12 protein-coding genes are annotated in these 16098 nt (G+C 57.5%); 6 read left to right on the top strand and 6 right to left on the bottom strand.

Going from position 1 to position 16098, the window contains the following annotated elements:
* The first annotated feature begins 107 nt into the window (after positions 1-107).
* Entirely contained in the window at positions 108-2138 is a 2031-nt protein-coding gene (locus B3Y70_RS15980) for a methyl-accepting chemotaxis protein (protein ID WP_011784472.1), read from the top strand.
* 30 nt (positions 2139-2168) lie between these two features.
* Here B3Y70_RS15980 and B3Y70_RS15975 read toward each other — a convergent pair whose 3' ends face one another.
* The 5 genes from B3Y70_RS15975 to B3Y70_RS15955 form a co-directional block, all read right to left on the bottom strand.
* The gene (locus B3Y70_RS15975; protein WP_286893122.1) at positions 2169-2726 is read right to left on the bottom strand and encodes a cob(I)yrinic acid a,c-diamide adenosyltransferase; all 558 of its coding nucleotides are present in this window, start codon (positions 2724-2726) and stop codon (positions 2169-2171) included.
* Positions 2727-2749: 23 nt separating this feature from the next.
* On the bottom strand, positions 2750-3634 hold the full coding sequence (locus tag B3Y70_RS15970) for a ketopantoate reductase family protein (RefSeq protein ID WP_011784474.1): 885 nt from the start codon (positions 3632-3634) through the stop codon (positions 2750-2752).
* 4 nt (positions 3635-3638) lie between these two features.
* Complete coding sequence (locus tag B3Y70_RS15965; protein WP_011784475.1) at positions 3639-6491, bottom strand: valine--tRNA ligase; 2853 nt, start codon at positions 6489-6491, stop codon at positions 3639-3641.
* 91 nt (positions 6492-6582) lie between these two features.
* A complete protein-coding gene (locus B3Y70_RS15960) occupies positions 6583-7092 on the bottom strand; it encodes a DNA polymerase III subunit chi (RefSeq protein WP_011784476.1) in 510 nt (169 codons plus the stop codon).
* Positions 7082-8572: a leucyl aminopeptidase gene (locus B3Y70_RS15955; RefSeq protein ID WP_041656703.1), complete on the bottom strand. Its 1491-nt coding sequence runs from the start codon at positions 8570-8572 to the stop codon at positions 7082-7084. The genes B3Y70_RS15960 and B3Y70_RS15955 overlap by 11 nt, the downstream gene beginning before the upstream one ends.
* Positions 8573-8797: 225 nt before the next feature.
* On the opposite strand from B3Y70_RS15955, the gene lptF reads away from it, so the two are divergent.
* Both lptF and lptG read left to right on the top strand, forming a co-directional pair.
* Positions 8798-9901, top strand: coding sequence for an LPS export ABC transporter permease LptF (lptF, locus tag B3Y70_RS15950; RefSeq protein WP_114435061.1), 1104 nt, complete (start codon positions 8798-8800; stop codon positions 9899-9901).
* Positions 9894-10955, top strand: coding sequence for an LPS export ABC transporter permease LptG (gene lptG, locus B3Y70_RS15945; RefSeq protein ID WP_288590079.1), 1062 nt, complete (start codon positions 9894-9896; stop codon positions 10953-10955). The genes lptF and lptG overlap by 8 nt, the downstream gene beginning before the upstream one ends.
* A gap of 8 nt (positions 10956-10963) precedes the next feature.
* Here lptG and B3Y70_RS15940 read toward each other — a convergent pair whose 3' ends face one another.
* Positions 10964-11500 carry an RDD family protein gene (locus tag B3Y70_RS15940; protein ID WP_011784480.1) on the bottom strand — a complete coding sequence of 179 codons (537 nt, stop codon included), beginning with the start codon at positions 11498-11500 and terminating at the stop codon, positions 10964-10966.
* A 158-nt stretch (positions 11501-11658) separates the two neighbouring features.
* Between B3Y70_RS15940 and alaS the strand changes: the two genes are divergently transcribed.
* The 3 genes from alaS (at position 11659) to csrA (ending at position 16003) form a co-directional block, all read left to right on the top strand.
* Entirely contained in the window at positions 11659-14289 is a 2631-nt protein-coding gene (gene alaS / locus B3Y70_RS15935; protein ID WP_199451769.1) for an alanine--tRNA ligase, read from the top strand.
* Between the two features lie 105 nt (positions 14290-14394).
* Entirely contained in the window at positions 14395-15633 is a 1239-nt protein-coding gene (locus B3Y70_RS15930) for an aspartate kinase (RefSeq protein ID WP_011784482.1), read from the top strand.
* A 172-nt stretch (positions 15634-15805) separates the two neighbouring features.
* Entirely contained in the window at positions 15806-16003 is a 198-nt protein-coding gene (gene csrA, locus B3Y70_RS15925) for a carbon storage regulator CsrA (protein WP_011784483.1), read from the top strand.
* Positions 16004-16098: the final 95 nt, after the last annotated feature.

Genomic DNA, 16098 nt, shown 5'->3' with positions numbered 1-16098 from the left:
AAAAACGGATTACAGAATAACACTAAATAGTGATTAAGTTTTTCCGGCAACGGGCGATAATCAAACAAAAGAATAAAGATTCAGTTGTTAGAAGCAGCGAGGGCTCTGTGAACTATATAATCAATCCGGCTGTAGCACTGATGAATCGGCTGCCCATGGTTTACAAATTCAGCCTCATCAGCATTCTCTTTCTTGGCCCTATCATCGTGCTTTGCTGGTTGGTGATTTCCGGGCTCAACCAGTCGGTTCAGACCATGACCCGCGGCATTGAAGGTCTTGCAGAACTCCAGAAGGTGGAACGCCTGCTGGTGGCGTCGATGGATTACCGTGACTATCAGGCCCCTGGCATTCTGAAAGACGAACAACCCCTGCTCGAAAAAGCCAACGAAGCGGCCAGTCGTATGGACGCCCTGTTGGCAGATCTCGCCGAACCACAGCGTTCTTTTGACACCTCCGGCTCCTGGCAGGAGCAGATTCTGGCTGTAAGGGAAGAATGGGAGACGCTCAAAGCCAACGATAACTATCAGGGCAACATTGACCCCCAGTTCAAGTACTACCAGGAATTTGTGCAGAAGGTGATGGCCTTGCTGCCGGCGACCATTGAAATCAGCGGGTTGGGGCAGGATGCGTCCCGGGAAAACCTGCTGCTGTTAGGGCTGGTGCGTTCTGCGTTGCCTGAGTCTCGCACTGTTGTTGGCGGCGCCCGTTCATACGGTATTTTTGCGCTGGTGGAAGGTCAGGTGGGCTATGCACTCAGCGAAACCCTGAATGAAATCTACGATCAGTTGACCAACCGCAGTTCGCTGCTTTCGCCGGCCCTTTCCGTTGCTGTGGAGGCGTCGCCCCAGCTGGCAGAGAGTGCGAGCGGTGCGTTGACCCGCACGGAAGAGAGCCTGATGACAGTGCGTGATGAGCTGGACCTGAATGTCATTACGCCTATGCGCCTGGAGCTGCCCTGGCAGGAATTCGACGAGACCGTATCGGCGCAGATGGGATATTACGATACCCTCAGCGATCGTATCTTCGATGTGGTTGCCGGTAATCTTGAGGATCGCCTGGCTCGCCAGACCGGGCAGCGCACCCTGATTCTGGTGGCGCTGATTGCTGTGATGCTGGTGGTGGTCTACCTCTATGTGGGCTTCTTTATGTCTGTGCGGATTGCCATCAACCGGTTCAGCGAAGCTGCAAGAAATGTGGCCGCCGGCGATATGACCACCCATATCCGGTTGAACAACCGGGACGAACTGGGGGAGCTCACCTCTGAGTTCAACAACATGACCGATCGTATTGCTGAGCTTGTCCGGTCGGTGGGCTCTACAACAGCAGATGTTGATCAGCAGGCGGTCCGGGTGAATGACACCGCATCGGCTAACAGTCAGGCCGTGGCCCGACAGATGGAAGAGACCGGTCAGATCAACGAGGCCATGGGCCAGATGGTGGAAGCGGTCAATGAAGTTACCGAGAGTGCGCACCGGGTGGCGGATAGTGCGGGGAATGCCGAGAAAGATACCGAGAAGGGTCGGGAAGTGGTGGCCGATACGGTGGCGACCATTAACCGGCTGGCTACGGAGATTGCAGGCGCCGTTGATGTCATCAACCGGGTGAGTGCGGACAGTGACAATATCAGTCAGGTTCTGGTTGAGATTAAAGCAATTGCCGAGCAGACCAACCTGCTGGCGCTGAACGCGGCCATCGAGGCAGCGAGGGCGGGAGAACAGGGGCGTGGCTTTGCGGTGGTGGCGGATGAGGTTCGCTCATTGTCCCAGCGTACCCACAAGTCCACTGAGGAAATTGAAGGCATGATTTCCCGGCTTCAGGGTGGTGTAAAAGAGGCGGTATCTGCCATGACCTCAAGTCACGATGCCACGGAGAAGACGGTACAGAAGTCTGGTGAAGTGACCGAAGCGCTGGATCGGATCGCCTCGGGCATTTCCGAAATCGTGGATATGAGCCACCAGATTGCCCAGGCGGCGGAGGAACAGTCGGCCGTGGCCAGGAACGTGAATGCCAACGTGGAGCGCATTGGCGAATTTGGCCAGAGCACTGCCTCCAACGCCGAAGAGACTCTGGCTTCGTCCAGACAGATGTCGGAGCTTACCGCGTCGCTTCAGCGCCTGGTGGAAGCATTCAAGGTGTAATCTGCGGTTGTTGTTGTGAAAAATCCGGCCTCAGAGGCCGGGTTTTTTTTGCTCCCAGAGAATCTCCTGGCTGCCATCCCGGCGAGCCAGCACTCGGGCGATGACAAACAGCAGATCGGATAACCGGTTCAGGTAGTGACGCGAGGCAGTATTGATGGAGTCCTCGTGGCCAAGGGCCACCACCACGCGCTCGGCCCGGCGACAGACCGCCCGTGCCAGATGACATTGTGCTGCGGCAGGGCAGCCCCCAGGCAGGATGAAGTTTTTTAGCGGCGGCAGGTCGGTGTTGTACTCGTCCAGAGTCTGCTCCAGCCACTCAATGTGATTGTCGCTGATCACCTTGCTGCCCGGGATGGCAAATTCGCCGCCCAGATCAAACAGGTGATGCTGAATGCGCCGGAAGATATCGATCAGACGGTCACCAGAGGGAAGCGTCTCAATCAAAACGCCGATATGGCAATTCAGCTCATCTGCCATACCCATGGCTTCCACTCGCTGGGCATTTTTGGCGATACGGTTGCCATCGGCCAGGCCGGTAGAACCGTCGTCTCCGGTTCGGGTGTAGATCTTCGACAGGCGATTGCCCATGGTCTTGCTCCCTCTGGTAAAAGTCAGTTCAGTTGTTGTACCTGTTCGGCGAGCATTTGGTTCACCTGTACCGGTATGCCATGTTGATGGCCGAGCCGCGCCAGGTAACCGTTAATGAAGTCGATTTCCGTGGTTCTGCCTGCCTTTACATCAGCCCGCATGGAAGACGTGTTGGCGGCGGTTTTGCGGGCGACAGCCTCAATAGTCTCGCGCAGGTCTTCCGGGGCTTGTTGCGGTTGTCCGGCAGCAGGGAGCAGGCGGCTGATCTCCTCGCACAAGGGGGCAATCCATTGCAGGTAAAACGGTTGTGTCAGGATCTCTCCGTTGGGGCAATCCAGAATGGCCGTAAAGGCGTTTATGCCGGCGTTGATCACCAGTTTTTGCCAGAGCCTTGCCAGTATGTCGTGTTCAGGGTGGACCATGAGGCCGCTGCTGGCGAGCTGTTGGGCAACCCATTCGACCGATGGGTCCCCCGCCGGGTTCAGGGCACCGACCCAGGTTGTGCCGCGGCCAGCGTGAACGGTCAGCCCGGGGGCGGGCCGGTTTGCGCCTTCGGTCGTGGATGCGGCCAGTACCGGCCGGTCCGGCCATGTTTCGGTGACCTGCTGCTGGCTCCCAAGCCCGTTTTGGAACAACACAATGGGAGTCTGTTTGGCAATGGAGGGCAGGGCCGCCTTGAGGGCTTCGAGAGTGTTGCCGGCTTTGGTCGTCACCAGGAGTAGATCAGGAGATTGGCCGGGTTGTAGCCAGGGAATAATGGTACTGCCTGATTCGCCGTCAATGGGCTGAAAGCGATAACAGACGGGGGCAGGGGCCTGCCCCGGACGGGGCACAAACGCTACCTGCCCGGCAGGTAGCGTTGCCGCCCAGAGCCGGCCCAGGGAGCCGGCACCGAGGATGGCGATCATGGCCTTACATGGCCTCGATTTCTGCCCGTTGCGCACTGAGCCGCTGCAGGCTGCCCTGGGCATCCTTCAGCTTCTCTTTTTCCTTCTCTACGACTTCGGCTGGTGCCTTGGCGGTGAACTTCTCGTTGTTCAGCTTGCCTTCCAGGCGACCGATTTCCTTGTTCAGGCGTTCCAGCTCCTTGTCCAGGCGCTTGAGTTCGGCGTCCTTGTCGATCAGGCCGGCCATGGGCACCAGCACTTCCATTTCGCCTACCAGTTGGGTGGCGCTCATGGGAGCTTTGTCGCCCTCGAACCATTCCAGCTTCTCAAGTTTGGCCAGGGAAATGAGGAATTGGCGGTTGTCGTTCAGGCGGCGCTGATCGTCGGCGTTGCCGCCTTTCAGAAGTACCGGTACCTGCTTACCCGGGGAGATGTTCATCTCGCCGCGGATATTACGCACCGCTACAATCACGCCTTTCAGCCACTCGATATCGGCGGCCACGGCGGCATCCTGCTTGCTGGCATCCGGCTGCGGGTAGGGCTGCAGCATGATGCTGTCGCCCTGCTTGCCGGCCAGCGGTGCAATGCGTTGCCAGATTTCTTCGGTAATGAACGGCATGATCGGATGCGCCAGGCGGAGTACGGCTTCGAGTACGCGTACCAGGGTACGACGGGTGCCCCGTTTGGCCTCGGCACTGGCGCTGTCATCGCTCAGGGCTGGTTTGGACAGTTCCAGGTACCAGTCGCAGTATTCGTTCCAGATAAACTCGTACAGGGCGTAGGCGGCCAGGTCAAAGCGGTACTGGTCCAGGTGACGGATCACCTCCTGCTCGCAGTGCTGCAGTTCGCTGATGATCCAGCGGTCTGCCAGTGACAGTTCCACCGGCTCATTGTTCACGCCGCAGTCTTCGCCTTCCGTGTTCATCAGCACATAGCGGGCGGCATTCCACAGCTTGTTGCAAAAGTTACGGTAGCCTTCCAGGCGCTTCATATCCCAGTTGATGTCACGGCCGGTGGTCGCCATGGCGGCGAGGGTGAAACGCAGGGCGTCAGTACCATGGGCGGCGATGCCTTCCGGAAATTCCTTCTCGGTGCGCTTGCCGATTTTCTCGGCCAGCTTGGGCTGCATCAGGTTGCCGGTGCGTTTTTCCAGCAGGTCCGGCAGGCTGATGCCGTCGATCATATCCAGCGGGTCGATCACGTTACCCTTGGACTTGGACATCTTGTCGCCGTGCTCGTCCCGGATCAGACCGGTGACATACACGGTATGGAAGGGTACCTGTGGGGTGCCGTCTTCGTTTTTCATGAAGTGCATGGTCATCATGATCATCCGGGCAACCCAGAAGAAGATGATATCGAAACCGGTCACCAGCACGTCGGTGGGGTGGAAGGTCTTCAGCCGTTCGGTGATTTCCGGCCAGCCCAGAGTGCCGAAGGTCCACAGGGCGGAGCTGAACCAGGTGTCCAGTACATCGTCGTCCTGCTTGAGTTCCAGTGTGTCCGGGAGCTGATGTTTGCTGCGAACCTCAGCCTCGCTCCGGCCCACATAGATATTGCCTTCAGCGTCGTACCAGGCAGGAATCCGGTGCCCCCACCAGAGCTGGCGGGAGATGCACCAGTCCTGAATGTCGCGCATCCAGGCGAAGTACATGTTCTCGTACTGTTTGGGTACGAACTGGATGCGACCGTCTTCTACCGCTTCAATAGCCGGCTTGGCCAGGGTCTTGGCGTCTGCAAACCACTGATCCGTCAGCATCGGCTCGATGATCAGCCCGGAGCGATCACCGCGGGGTACGCTCAGCACGTGGTCTTCGATTTTCTCGACCAGGCCTGCCAGTTCCATGTCGGCAACAATCTGCTTGCGGGCTGCTTCCCGGCTCAGGCCGGCATAGGCGGCCGGGAGGGCGCTGTTAATCTCGGAATTTTCGGTGCCGTCCGCATTGAAGACTTCGGCGATTTCACGAATGTTGGCGTCCTGCGTCATGACGTTGATCATGGGCAGGTTGTTGCGTTTGCCTACGGCGTAATCGTTGAAGTCGTGAGCGGGGGTGATCTTCACGCAGCCGGAACCTTTTTCCGGATCGGCGTGGTGGTCGGCCACGATGGGAATGCGGCGGTTAACCAGCGGCAGCAGAACGTGCTGGCCAATCAGATGCTGGTAGCGCTCATCGTCCGGGTGGACGGCTACGGCGGTGTCACCCAGCATGGTTTCCGGGCGGGTGGTGGCGACGATGACGTAGTCTTTGCCGTCCTGGGTTTTCTGGCCGTCGGCCAGCGGGTAGCGCAGGTGCCAGAAATAGCCCTTTTCTTCCTTGTTTTCGACTTCCAGATCAGAGATAGCGGTGTGCAGCTTCGGGTCCCAGTTCACCAGCCGTTTGCCGCGGTACACCAGGCCTTCATCGTACAGGCGGATAAAGACTTCCTGTACGGCTTTGTAGAAGCCATCGTCCATGGTGAAGCGTTCGTTGCTCCAGTCCACGGAGTTGCCCAGGCGACGCATCTGGCGGGTGATGGTACCGCCGGAGTGTTCTTTCCAGTCCCAGATGCGCTTGATGAATTCTTCCCGGCCGAGATCGTGGCGGGTTTTGTCTTCTTCTGCAGCCAGTTTGCGTTCGACGACCATCTGGGTGGCGATGCCGGCATGATCGGTGCCGACGGTCCACAGTGCGTTACGGCCCTGCATGCGCTTGAAGCGGGTGAGGGTGTCCATGATGGTGTGCTGGAAGGCATGGCCCATGTGCAGGCTGCCGGTCACGTTGGGTGGCGGGATGGCGATGCTGTAGGAGTCGCCTTCGCCGCTGGGGCGGAAATAGCCTTTGGATTCCCAGTTTTCGTACCACTGGCGCTCGATGTTTTCTGGCTGGTAGGTTTTTTCCATGGGATTATGCAGTGACCGTTTTGGTTGATTCACATAGGGAAATTCTGAATCGGACGATTATACATGGTCGTCTTGATCGCGGCGAACCCGGCTAGCGTTTCCGCATATCATGCACCCGAGCTTCAATGCCCAGTGACCGCAACTGCTTGTAATGCCCCCGCGCCTGGTTCAATACCGCCGGATCATTATGGGCAACCAGTGCCAGGCGGCGGTATTGGTCAGCGTCTTCAGGCAGCGCTGAGGACAATACGATGACGGTGTCCCAGTCCACCGCGGCTGGCGGGTAGAGCAAAATGCCGACGGGGTCGGAGCAAGGTGTGGTTGCTGCTTTGGCGATGCTGTGAGGGATGAAGGCTTCGGGGGTGAAGTTCCACAACAGGTCGTCGAGTTCCAAGGCCTGTTCTTCGGTGTCACAAAGAACGCACACACGGTCGCCCTGCTGCCAAGCTTTGTCCACGAGTTTGGCAGCGTGGAGGTTGCGGGCGGCGTGGGTGTTCTGGGCGAGGATGTGGAACCAGTAGCGCTGGTTTCTGTCGTCCTGGCCGGAGGGGCCGGCAGCTGGGCTGCCGGGCTCCGGTGGGTTTGGCTGGTTACCCTGCATGGGTCATCAGGTAGTCGACCAGCAGGGGGACCGGGCGGCCGGTGGCGCCCTTGGCTTTGCCGGAGTTCCAGGCGGTGCCCGCGATGTCCAGGTGGGCCCAGCGGTAGTCCTTGGCGAAGCGGCTCAGGAAGCAGGCGGCGGTGATGGTGCCCGCGGGGCGGCCGCCAATGTTGGCCATGTCCGCGAAGTTGCTGTCGAGCTGGCTCTGGTATTCGTCCCACAGAGGCAGGCGCCAGGCGCGGTCGCCGGTGCGTTCGCCGGCGGCGAGCAGTTCGTTGGCCAGTTCGTCGTTGTTGGACAACAGCCCGGTGGCATGATTGCCCAGGGCGATAATGCAGGCGCCGGTGAGGGTGGCCATGTCGACCACGGCTGCCGGGTCAAATTTCTTCACGTAGGTGAGGGCGTCGCACAGTACCAGGCGGCCTTCAGCGTCCGTGTTGAGGATTTCGACGGTCATGCCGCTCAGGGTTTTGACGATATCGCCGGGGCGGGAGGCACCGCCGTCGGGCATGTTTTCAGCGGCAGCGATCACGGCAACCACGTTGATCTTGGGTTTGGTTTCAGCCAGGACTTTCATGGTGCCGAATACGCTGGCAGAACCGCCCATATCGTATTTCATTTCGTCCATGCCTTCGCCAGGCTTGAGGCTGATGCCGCCGGTATCGAAGGTGATGCCTTTCCCCACCAGTACGTAGGGTTTGTCTTTGGCCTTGCCGCCACGGTATTCCATCACGATCAGGCGCGGAGGCTGCTTGGAACCTTTGCCTACGGCCAGGATGGTGTTCATGCCCAGTTTTTCCATCTGCTTCTCGTCCAGAACTTCGGTCTGGATGGAGTCGTAGTCTTTGGCCATGGCCTTGGCCTGTTCGGCAAGCCAGACCGGGTGGCAGATGTTGGGTGGGGTGTTGCCCAGGTCTTTGGTGTAGTTCATGCCGCGGCCGGTGGCCAGGCCAAGGTTGAAAGCATCTTTCAGGGACTTGCCGGCGCCGGATGCCTGTACCACAACTTTTTTCAGTTTGCGGGCGGCAGGCTTATCGCTTTTGAATTCGGTGAAGGTGTAGAGCTGGTCTTCCAGAATCCGGCCAATCAGGTTTAGCCGGGCTTCTTCAGAGCTGACCGCAGCTTCGCCCTGAACCGCAGTATCGGTCAGGCTGATCAGTGCACTTTTGGAGGGGCCATCTTTCAATGCGCCGGTCATGGCAATCAGGCTCTTGCGGTAGGCTGTGGCTGTGCGGTCTGCATCTTTGCCGGTGCCAATTACCACAACGCGCTGCCAGGGCTGATCCACCAGGGGCAGGGTATTCACGGAGGCGTTCTTGCCGGTCAGGTCGCCGGCTTTCTCGAGTTGCTTGATCAGTCCGCCCAGCGCGTCGTCTGCCGCTTTGGTGGATTCTGGCCACTCGCCTTTCTCAGGCAGGCCGATAACCAGGCAGTCGGCTTTGGTGGCTGTGATGGCTTTGCTGCTCAGGCTGAAATTCATGGCAACTCCGTTGTCAGATTGTGCTTTATTCAATTGAATTGAATGTTGATGGCAATGCTCATAAGGATTGGGGCAAAGCCTTTATTAATCAAGCCGGGTGCCCGCTTCGTTACGATGGTTTTATCGTGTAGGCCCCGTACTGTCATTCGTCGGCGAGGTTACATAGAATACGCGCTGTTCTCCTTAACCTCCATCTCCAATGACGGCGCCGCCAGAGAGACTGATTTGAGTATTATCTTCCGTTACCTCATTCGCCAGATCATGGTCAGTATGCTTGCGGTGTCTGGCATTCTGTTGCTGGTGTTTATGAGTGGGCGTTTTATCAAGTATCTGGCCGATGCTGCTGAGGGCGAGATTGCGGCCGGCGTCCTGTTTGCGATTATGGGGTATCGTTTCCCCGGGTTTCTGGAATTAATTCTGCCTCTGGGCCTGTTTATCGGAATTCTGCTGGCCTATGGGCGGATGTACCTCGAAAGCGAGATGACGGTGTTGTTCGCCTGCGGTGTGAGTGAAAAGCAGTTGCTGGCGAAAACGTTGCTTGGAGCGCTGCCGGTCATGCTGGTGGTGGGGGCCATGAGTCTTTACATCTCTCCCTGGGGCATGAAACAGGTGGAGCACATCTTTAACGAGCAACGAAAGGCCACCGAGTTTGAAATGCTGGCCCCGGGGCGGTTTCAGGACTTTACCTCCGGCGATCGGGTTACTTACACCGAGGCCCTGAGCGACGACAAGCGCCAGTTGCAGGGGGTGTTTATTGCCGAGTACGACAAGGATGGTAAGGGTGTCACTCTGATCACTGCGGAGTCTGGTTCCCAGTTTATTGATGAGGAAACCGGCAGCCGGTTTCTGGTGCTGGAGGATGGTGGTCGTTTTCAGGGCACTCCCGGCAGGCTTGATTACAATGTCACTGAATTTGAAGCCTACGGTTTGAAGATTGTCAGCGGCCAGGAGGGCAGTAAGGAGCTGGAGGAAGGCCTGAGCACTCTGGCACTGTGGCATTCAGATAATCCGGAAGATCGTGCTCTGCTGCATTGGCGAATATCGCTACCGCTGATTGTGCCGATCGTTACCTTGCTGGCCGTTCGGCTCAGTCGGGTGAATCCCCGCCAGGGGCGTTTTTTCCATTTATTGCCGGCAATGCTGGTTTACATCACCTATCTGGGTTTACTGATTGTGGCCCGGGATGCGCTGGCGGATGAAAAGGTGCCTGAGTGGGTGGGTATGCTCTGGGTGCATGCGCTGTTCCTGGCGCTCGGCCTGTGGCTGCAGTTTGGCCCCGGGTGGCTGAACCGTCGTCGTCTTGAGAGGGAGGGGCGCCAGCGTGCATAAGATCGATGGTTATGTCATGCGTACCGTTGGCGGCGCCATGTTCCTGGTTATGGTTGTGGTGTTGTCGCTGGATGTGATCTTTGCGTTCATTGCTGAACTGGAAGATACGCGCAACGAATATCAAACCCTGCAGGCGTTGTGGTATGTGGCGCTGACCTTGCCCCGGCGAATCTACGATTACCTGCCTCTTGGTGCCTTCATGGGGTGCCTTGTCGGCCTCGGCTCCATGGCCAGTTCCTCGGAGCTGACGGTGATCCGGGCAGCCGGCGTGTCGCTCAAACGCATTGTCTGGTCCGCCATGAAGCCGGCATTGATCGTGGTTCTGCTCGGCGTGGCGATAGGTGAGTATGTCGCGCCGATCACCGAACGCATTGCCCAGAGTGACAAGGCGGTGGCGTTAGGTGCGGGGAGCAGGATGGCTTCCGCCGAAGGGGTGTGGCATCGCGAAGGCAATACCTTCATGCACCTGAATGCGGTTCAGCCAAACGGTGTGTTGCATGGGGTTTCGATGTTCCGGTTTGACGATGCCCGGCAACTGCAGGTTGCCAGCTTCGCCGAGCGTGCCATCTACCAGGGCGACTACTGGTTGCTGGAGAACGTGACTTCCACCCGTATTGAACCGGAGCGGACCGTGCGTGATGTGAGTGCGTCACTGCGTTGGGAGACCGGCCTGTCGCCGAGCGTGCTGAGTGTACTGATTGTGAAGCCGGAGAATCTGTCGATGACGGGCCTGTATACCTACGCGGCCTATCTCGGAGAGCAGGGGCTGAGTGCGGCACAATACTGGCTCGCGTTCTGGAAAAAGGCACTGATGCCCCTGGCCACGGCGGTGATGGTGTTGGTCGCCATCTCCTTTGTGTTCGGGCCACTGCGGTCTGTGACCATGGGGTTCCGGGTATTTACCGGTCTGCTGGTGGGATTGCTGTTCAAGTATATGCAGGATCTGCTGGGGCCGATGAGTATGGTTTATGGCTTTAATCCGCTGATCGCGGTGCTGGCTCCGATTGTTGTTAACGGTATTGTCGGAGCCGTCCTGATGCGTCGGGCAGGGTAGTGCCGGACCTATTTTTTCTCGGGCCTGGCCACCTGAACAACCACGCTGTTGGAGGTGCGGTCGGTCAGCGACAACCCATTGATGGGATAGAACAGCGCGATGATGGCCGGGATGCTGAGCAACAACGTCAGCGCGCCCAGGTAGTAGGCGCCGAGAATGCTCAGGAAAACGATGATCGCAGCGGTAACATAGCGAATCAGGGCCTGGGTCCAGCTCACGGAGGTGCCATCAAGATTCTCGATGCGAACGCGCCATACCTGCATGCCGAGGGTCTGGCCGATGCGGGTCCAGAAGTAGGCGAAAAACAGATACAGCACCAGAAACAGAACGAAGGTCAGCCCCGGGTCTCCTGAGAGTTCACCGGCTTCGGCCATTTGTTCATAGCGATCCCAACCCGTAATCCATCCAGCAATCATGGTGTATACCCAACTGGCGACAAGCAGCACGGCGATACTGATCAGTCCATCGTAAATAATGGCCAGGGCGCGTTTCAGGCCGGTCGCCGGTGGCAGAAGTTCATCGGCTTCATGAAAGCGTCGGGGCATGGCGTCTCCTGTGAGTTTTCACGTTTTTCAAGTTCTCGGCGTGTGCTAGAGTAGCCGATTTGCACACGCATGTAAGTAATCGCATTTAACCTCAGACCCGGCGGTTCATTCGGCGGGTGTCTGGCAAGGTGTATCAGGTCGAAAGGTATCAAAGGTCTATGAAAACCGCAGAGTTGCGACAAGCATTCCTCGAATATTTCCAGCAGCAAGGGCATGCCATTGTGCCCAGCAGTTCACTGGTACCCCACGATGATCCCACTCTGCTGTTTACCAACGCGGGGATGAACCAGTTCAAGGATCTTTTCCTCGGCCGCGAGGAGCGCGACTATACACGAGCGACCAGCTCCCAGAAATGTGTGCGTGCCGGTGGCAAGCACAATGATCTGGAGAACGTGGGCTATACCGCGCGCCACCATACCTTCTTCGAGATGCTTGGCAACTTCAGCTTCGGCGATTACTTCAAGCGCGAGGCCATTAATTTTGCCTGGACTTTCCTGACTGGCGAACAGCACCTCAACCTGCCCCAGGAGAAGCTGTGGGTAACGGTTTACGCCGAAGACGACGAAGCCTTTGATATCTGGAACCAGGAAATCGGTGTGCCGGCGGAACGGATTGTGCGCATCGGCGACAACAAAGGCGCCCGCTACGCCTCCGATAACTTCTGGCAGATGGGTGATACAGGACCCTGTGGCCCGTGCACCGAGATTTTCTTCGATCACGGCCCGGATGTGGCAGGTGGGCCTCCCGGCAGCCCGGAAGAAGATGGCGACCGCTACATCGAAATCTGGAACGTGGTTTTCATGCAGTACAACCGCACTGCCGATGGCGAGATGCTGAACCTGCCCAAGCCCTCGGTGGACACCGGCATGGGGCTTGAGCGGATTGCTGCGGTTCTGCAGGGTGTTCACAGTAACTACGAAATCGACCTGTTCCAGGACCTGTTGAAGGCGGCATCCGACATCCTGGGTGGTGCGGCCACCACAGAAGCGTCTCTGCGCGTGGTGGCGGACCATATCCGTTCTTGCGCCTTCCTGATTGCCGACGGCGTGATGCCGTCCAACGAAGGTCGCGGCTTTGTTCTGCGCCGAATCATTCGTCGCGCAGCTCGCCACGGCAACAAGCTCGGTGCTACCCAGCCGTTTTTCTACAAGCTTACCGGCGCTCTGGTTGAACTGATGGGCGAGGCTTATCCGCAGCTGGTGAGTAGTCGCAAGCAGATCGAAAAGGTGTTGCTGCAGGAGGAAGAGCAGTTCGCCAAGACCCTGGACAAAGGCCTGCGCCTGCTGGAGCAGGACATTGCGGAGCTGAAGGGTACCGAGATTCCCGGTGAAACCGTGTTTACCCTTTACGATACCTATGGGTTCCCGGTCGATCTGACCAACGATATTGCCCGCGAGCGTGGCCTGACTCTGGATTACGAAGGCTACGAAAAAGCCATGGAGGCCCAGCGCGACCGGGCTCGTGCCGCCAGCAAGTTTGGTATCGACTACAATGCCGCCGGCATCACGATTGAGGGCAAGACCGAGTTTACCGGTTATGACCACGTCGACGGCCATGAACGTATCCGCACGGTGCTGGTCAACGGTGAGGAGCGTAACGCGGAAGCGGGTGATGAGTGTGTGGTGGTATTGGAGCGCACGCCGTTCTATGCGGAGTCTGGTGGTCAGGTGGGTGATACCGGCCTGCTGACCTGGAGCGGTGGCCGCTTCCAGGTAACCGACACCCGCAAAGAAGGGGATAACCATCTGCATGTGGGCACCCTGATTGAAGGTGAGCTGTTCCCCGGGCTGGAAGTGGATGCGCGGATTGATCATGCCCGTCGTGAGCGCACCAAGCGCAACCACTCGGCTACGCACCTGCTGCATGCGGCCCTGCGCAATATCCTGGGTGAACACGTTACCCAGAAGGGCTCGCTGGTCGACCCGGACAAACTGCGATTCGACTTCTCCCATTTCGAAGCCGTGACGCCGGAGCAGCTGAGAGAGATCGAGCGTACGGTTAACGAACAGATCCTGGAGAACACGCCGGTAGATATCGACATTACCGATATGGATACCGCCAAGGAAAAAGGAGCGATGGCTCTGTTCGGCGAGAAGTACGGCGATGTAGTACGGGTGCTCACCATGGGTACCGACAAATACTCTGTTGAGCTGTGTGGTGGTACTCACGTTGCCCGTACCGGCGATATCGGGTTGTTCCGCATTACCTCCGAAAGCGGCATTTCCTCTGGCGTTCGTCGTATTGAGGCTGTAACCGGGTTGGGTGCGCTGGAATGGGTTGATGAAACCGAGCGTACACTGCGCGAGACCGCACGTCTGGTGAAGGGCACCCGTGATTCTGTCGTCGACAAGGTCAAGCAGGTTCTGGACCGCAATCGCCAGCTTGAGAAGGATGTCGATGCCCTGAAAGCAAAACTGGCGAGTTCCGCGGGTACTGATCTGGCTGGTTCCGCGGTCGAAGTGGCAGGCCTGAAAGTGGTGGCCTCCGAGATGGAAGGCGCTGACCGCAAGGCCTTGATGGAAACTGCGGATCAGCTCAAGAACAAGCTGGGCGAGGGCGTTGTGGTGCTGGCCACTGTCGAAGACGGAAAGGTGGTGCTGGTGGCCGGTGTTACCAAGTCCGCCACCAACCGCATCAAGGCTGGCGTTTTAATGAAGCATCTGGCCTCGCTGGTAGATGGCAAAGGCGGCGGTCGCCCCGACATGGCCCAGGGTGGTGGTAATGATCCATCCCGTCTGGCCGAAGCCCTGGCTGGTGTACCGGCCTGGGTTGAGCAAAATATCGGGTAAACAACTGTTTTCTGATACGGGCGGAGGTTTATAATCCCGCCCGTTTGTTTTTAATGGCGGGGCGCCTAGCCCCGTTGTGACACCCCGTTTCGGAGTTTGGGAAACATGGCTCTGCTGGTTCAGAAATTTGGTGGTACGTCCGTCGGGACAACCGAGCGGATTGAAGCGGTAGCTGACAAGGTCTGTCGGTTCCGCAAAGAAGGGCACGATGTCGTGGTTGTGGTCTCGGCCATGAGCGGTGAAACCAACCGTTTGATTGCACTCGCCAACGATATTATGGATGAGCCTACCCCCCGTGAGATGGACGTTCTGGTTTCCACCGGCGAGCAGGTAACCATTGCCCTGTTGTCCATGGCTCTCCAGAAGCGGGGCTGCGATGCCCGGTCCTACACCGGTTCCCAGGTCAGGATTCTCACGGACAGCAGCCATACCAAGGCGCGTATCAAGCAGATTGATGAGCAGCGCATGCGGGAAGATCTGGATGCCGGTCGGGTGGTTGTGGTAGCCGGCTTCCAGGGCATTGATGACAACGGCAATATCACCACGCTCGGCCGTGGCGGTTCTGACACCACGGCGGTTGCCCTGGCGGCGGCACTGAAAGCCGATGAATGCCAGATCTATACTGATGTAGATGGTGTTTACACAACTGACCCCAGGGTAGTGGACAGTGCCCGCCGGTTGGAGCGCATTACATTTGAAGAAATGCTCGAGATGGCTAGTCTGGGTTCTAAGGTACTCCAGATTCGCTCAGTTGAGTTTGCAGGTAAATACAACGTTCCATTAAGGGTGTTGTCCAGCTTTCAGGAAGGCGAGGGCACCCTGATTACTTTTGAGGATGAGAACGCCATGGAACAACCGGTTGTTTCCGGCATTGCTTTCAATCGTGACGAAGCCAAGCTGACTATCTCTGGTGTACCCGATACACCGGGCAGCGCACTGCGGATTCTCAAGCCCGTCAGTGATGCTAATATCGAAGTAGATATGATCGTTCAGAACGTGGGCGAGGATAACAAGACTGCCTTTACGTTTACGGTGCATCGCAACGATTTCAAACGGGCCCAGGAAGTGTTGCGCGGTGTTACCGCCGAGCTGGGTGCCGGTGAAGTGGGTGGAGATACCAAGATCGCGAAGGTCAGCATTGTGGGCGTGGGTATGCGCTCCCATGCGGGCGTTGCAACCAAGATGTTTGAAGCGCTGTCCAATGAGGGCATCAATATTCAGATGATCTCCACGTCAGAAATCAAGATTTCGGTGGTGATTGATGAGAAGTATCTCGAGCTTGCCGTTCGCGCACTGCACAGTGCGTTCGAGCTGGATAAAGCCGGGGTGGAGGAGAGTGCCTGAGGCGGGAAGTCTCAAATGCTCTCTGATCAAGGTCATTGAAGATAGCTATCAGGGTTCAGGTAAGTATAAGTATTTCTGCGTCTTTAGTGTCTGAAGTGATCTCATTATAAAAGCAATAAGTAAACAGTAGTGTTTGTCGGAACAGGTAGCTCTGGAATAGGGAGTAAGGGATATGTTGATTTTAACTCGCCGTGTTGGCGAAACCCTCATGATCGGCGACGAAATTACCGTCACCGTTCTGGGTGTAAAGGGGAATCAGGTACGCATCGGTGTGAACGCGCCAAAAGATGTGGCGGTTCACCGCGAAGAAATCTATCAGCGAATTCAATCTGAAAAAGGCTCCGAAGAGCCGGAATCGGGCAATCGTTGATCAGTTAAAAAGCCGTTCGAGGGTAACCCGGACGGCTTTTTTGATTGTGGGGAAAATCGGCCAGAAAAAAGTCGTGTCAACCCTATGAAAACAGA

Source organism: Marinobacter sp. UBA5687 (assembly GCF_002420325.1).
Classification (GTDB): domain Bacteria; phylum Pseudomonadota; class Gammaproteobacteria; order Pseudomonadales; family Oleiphilaceae; genus Marinobacter; species Marinobacter nauticus.
This window is presented reverse-complemented; position numbering and strand designations above follow the sequence as displayed.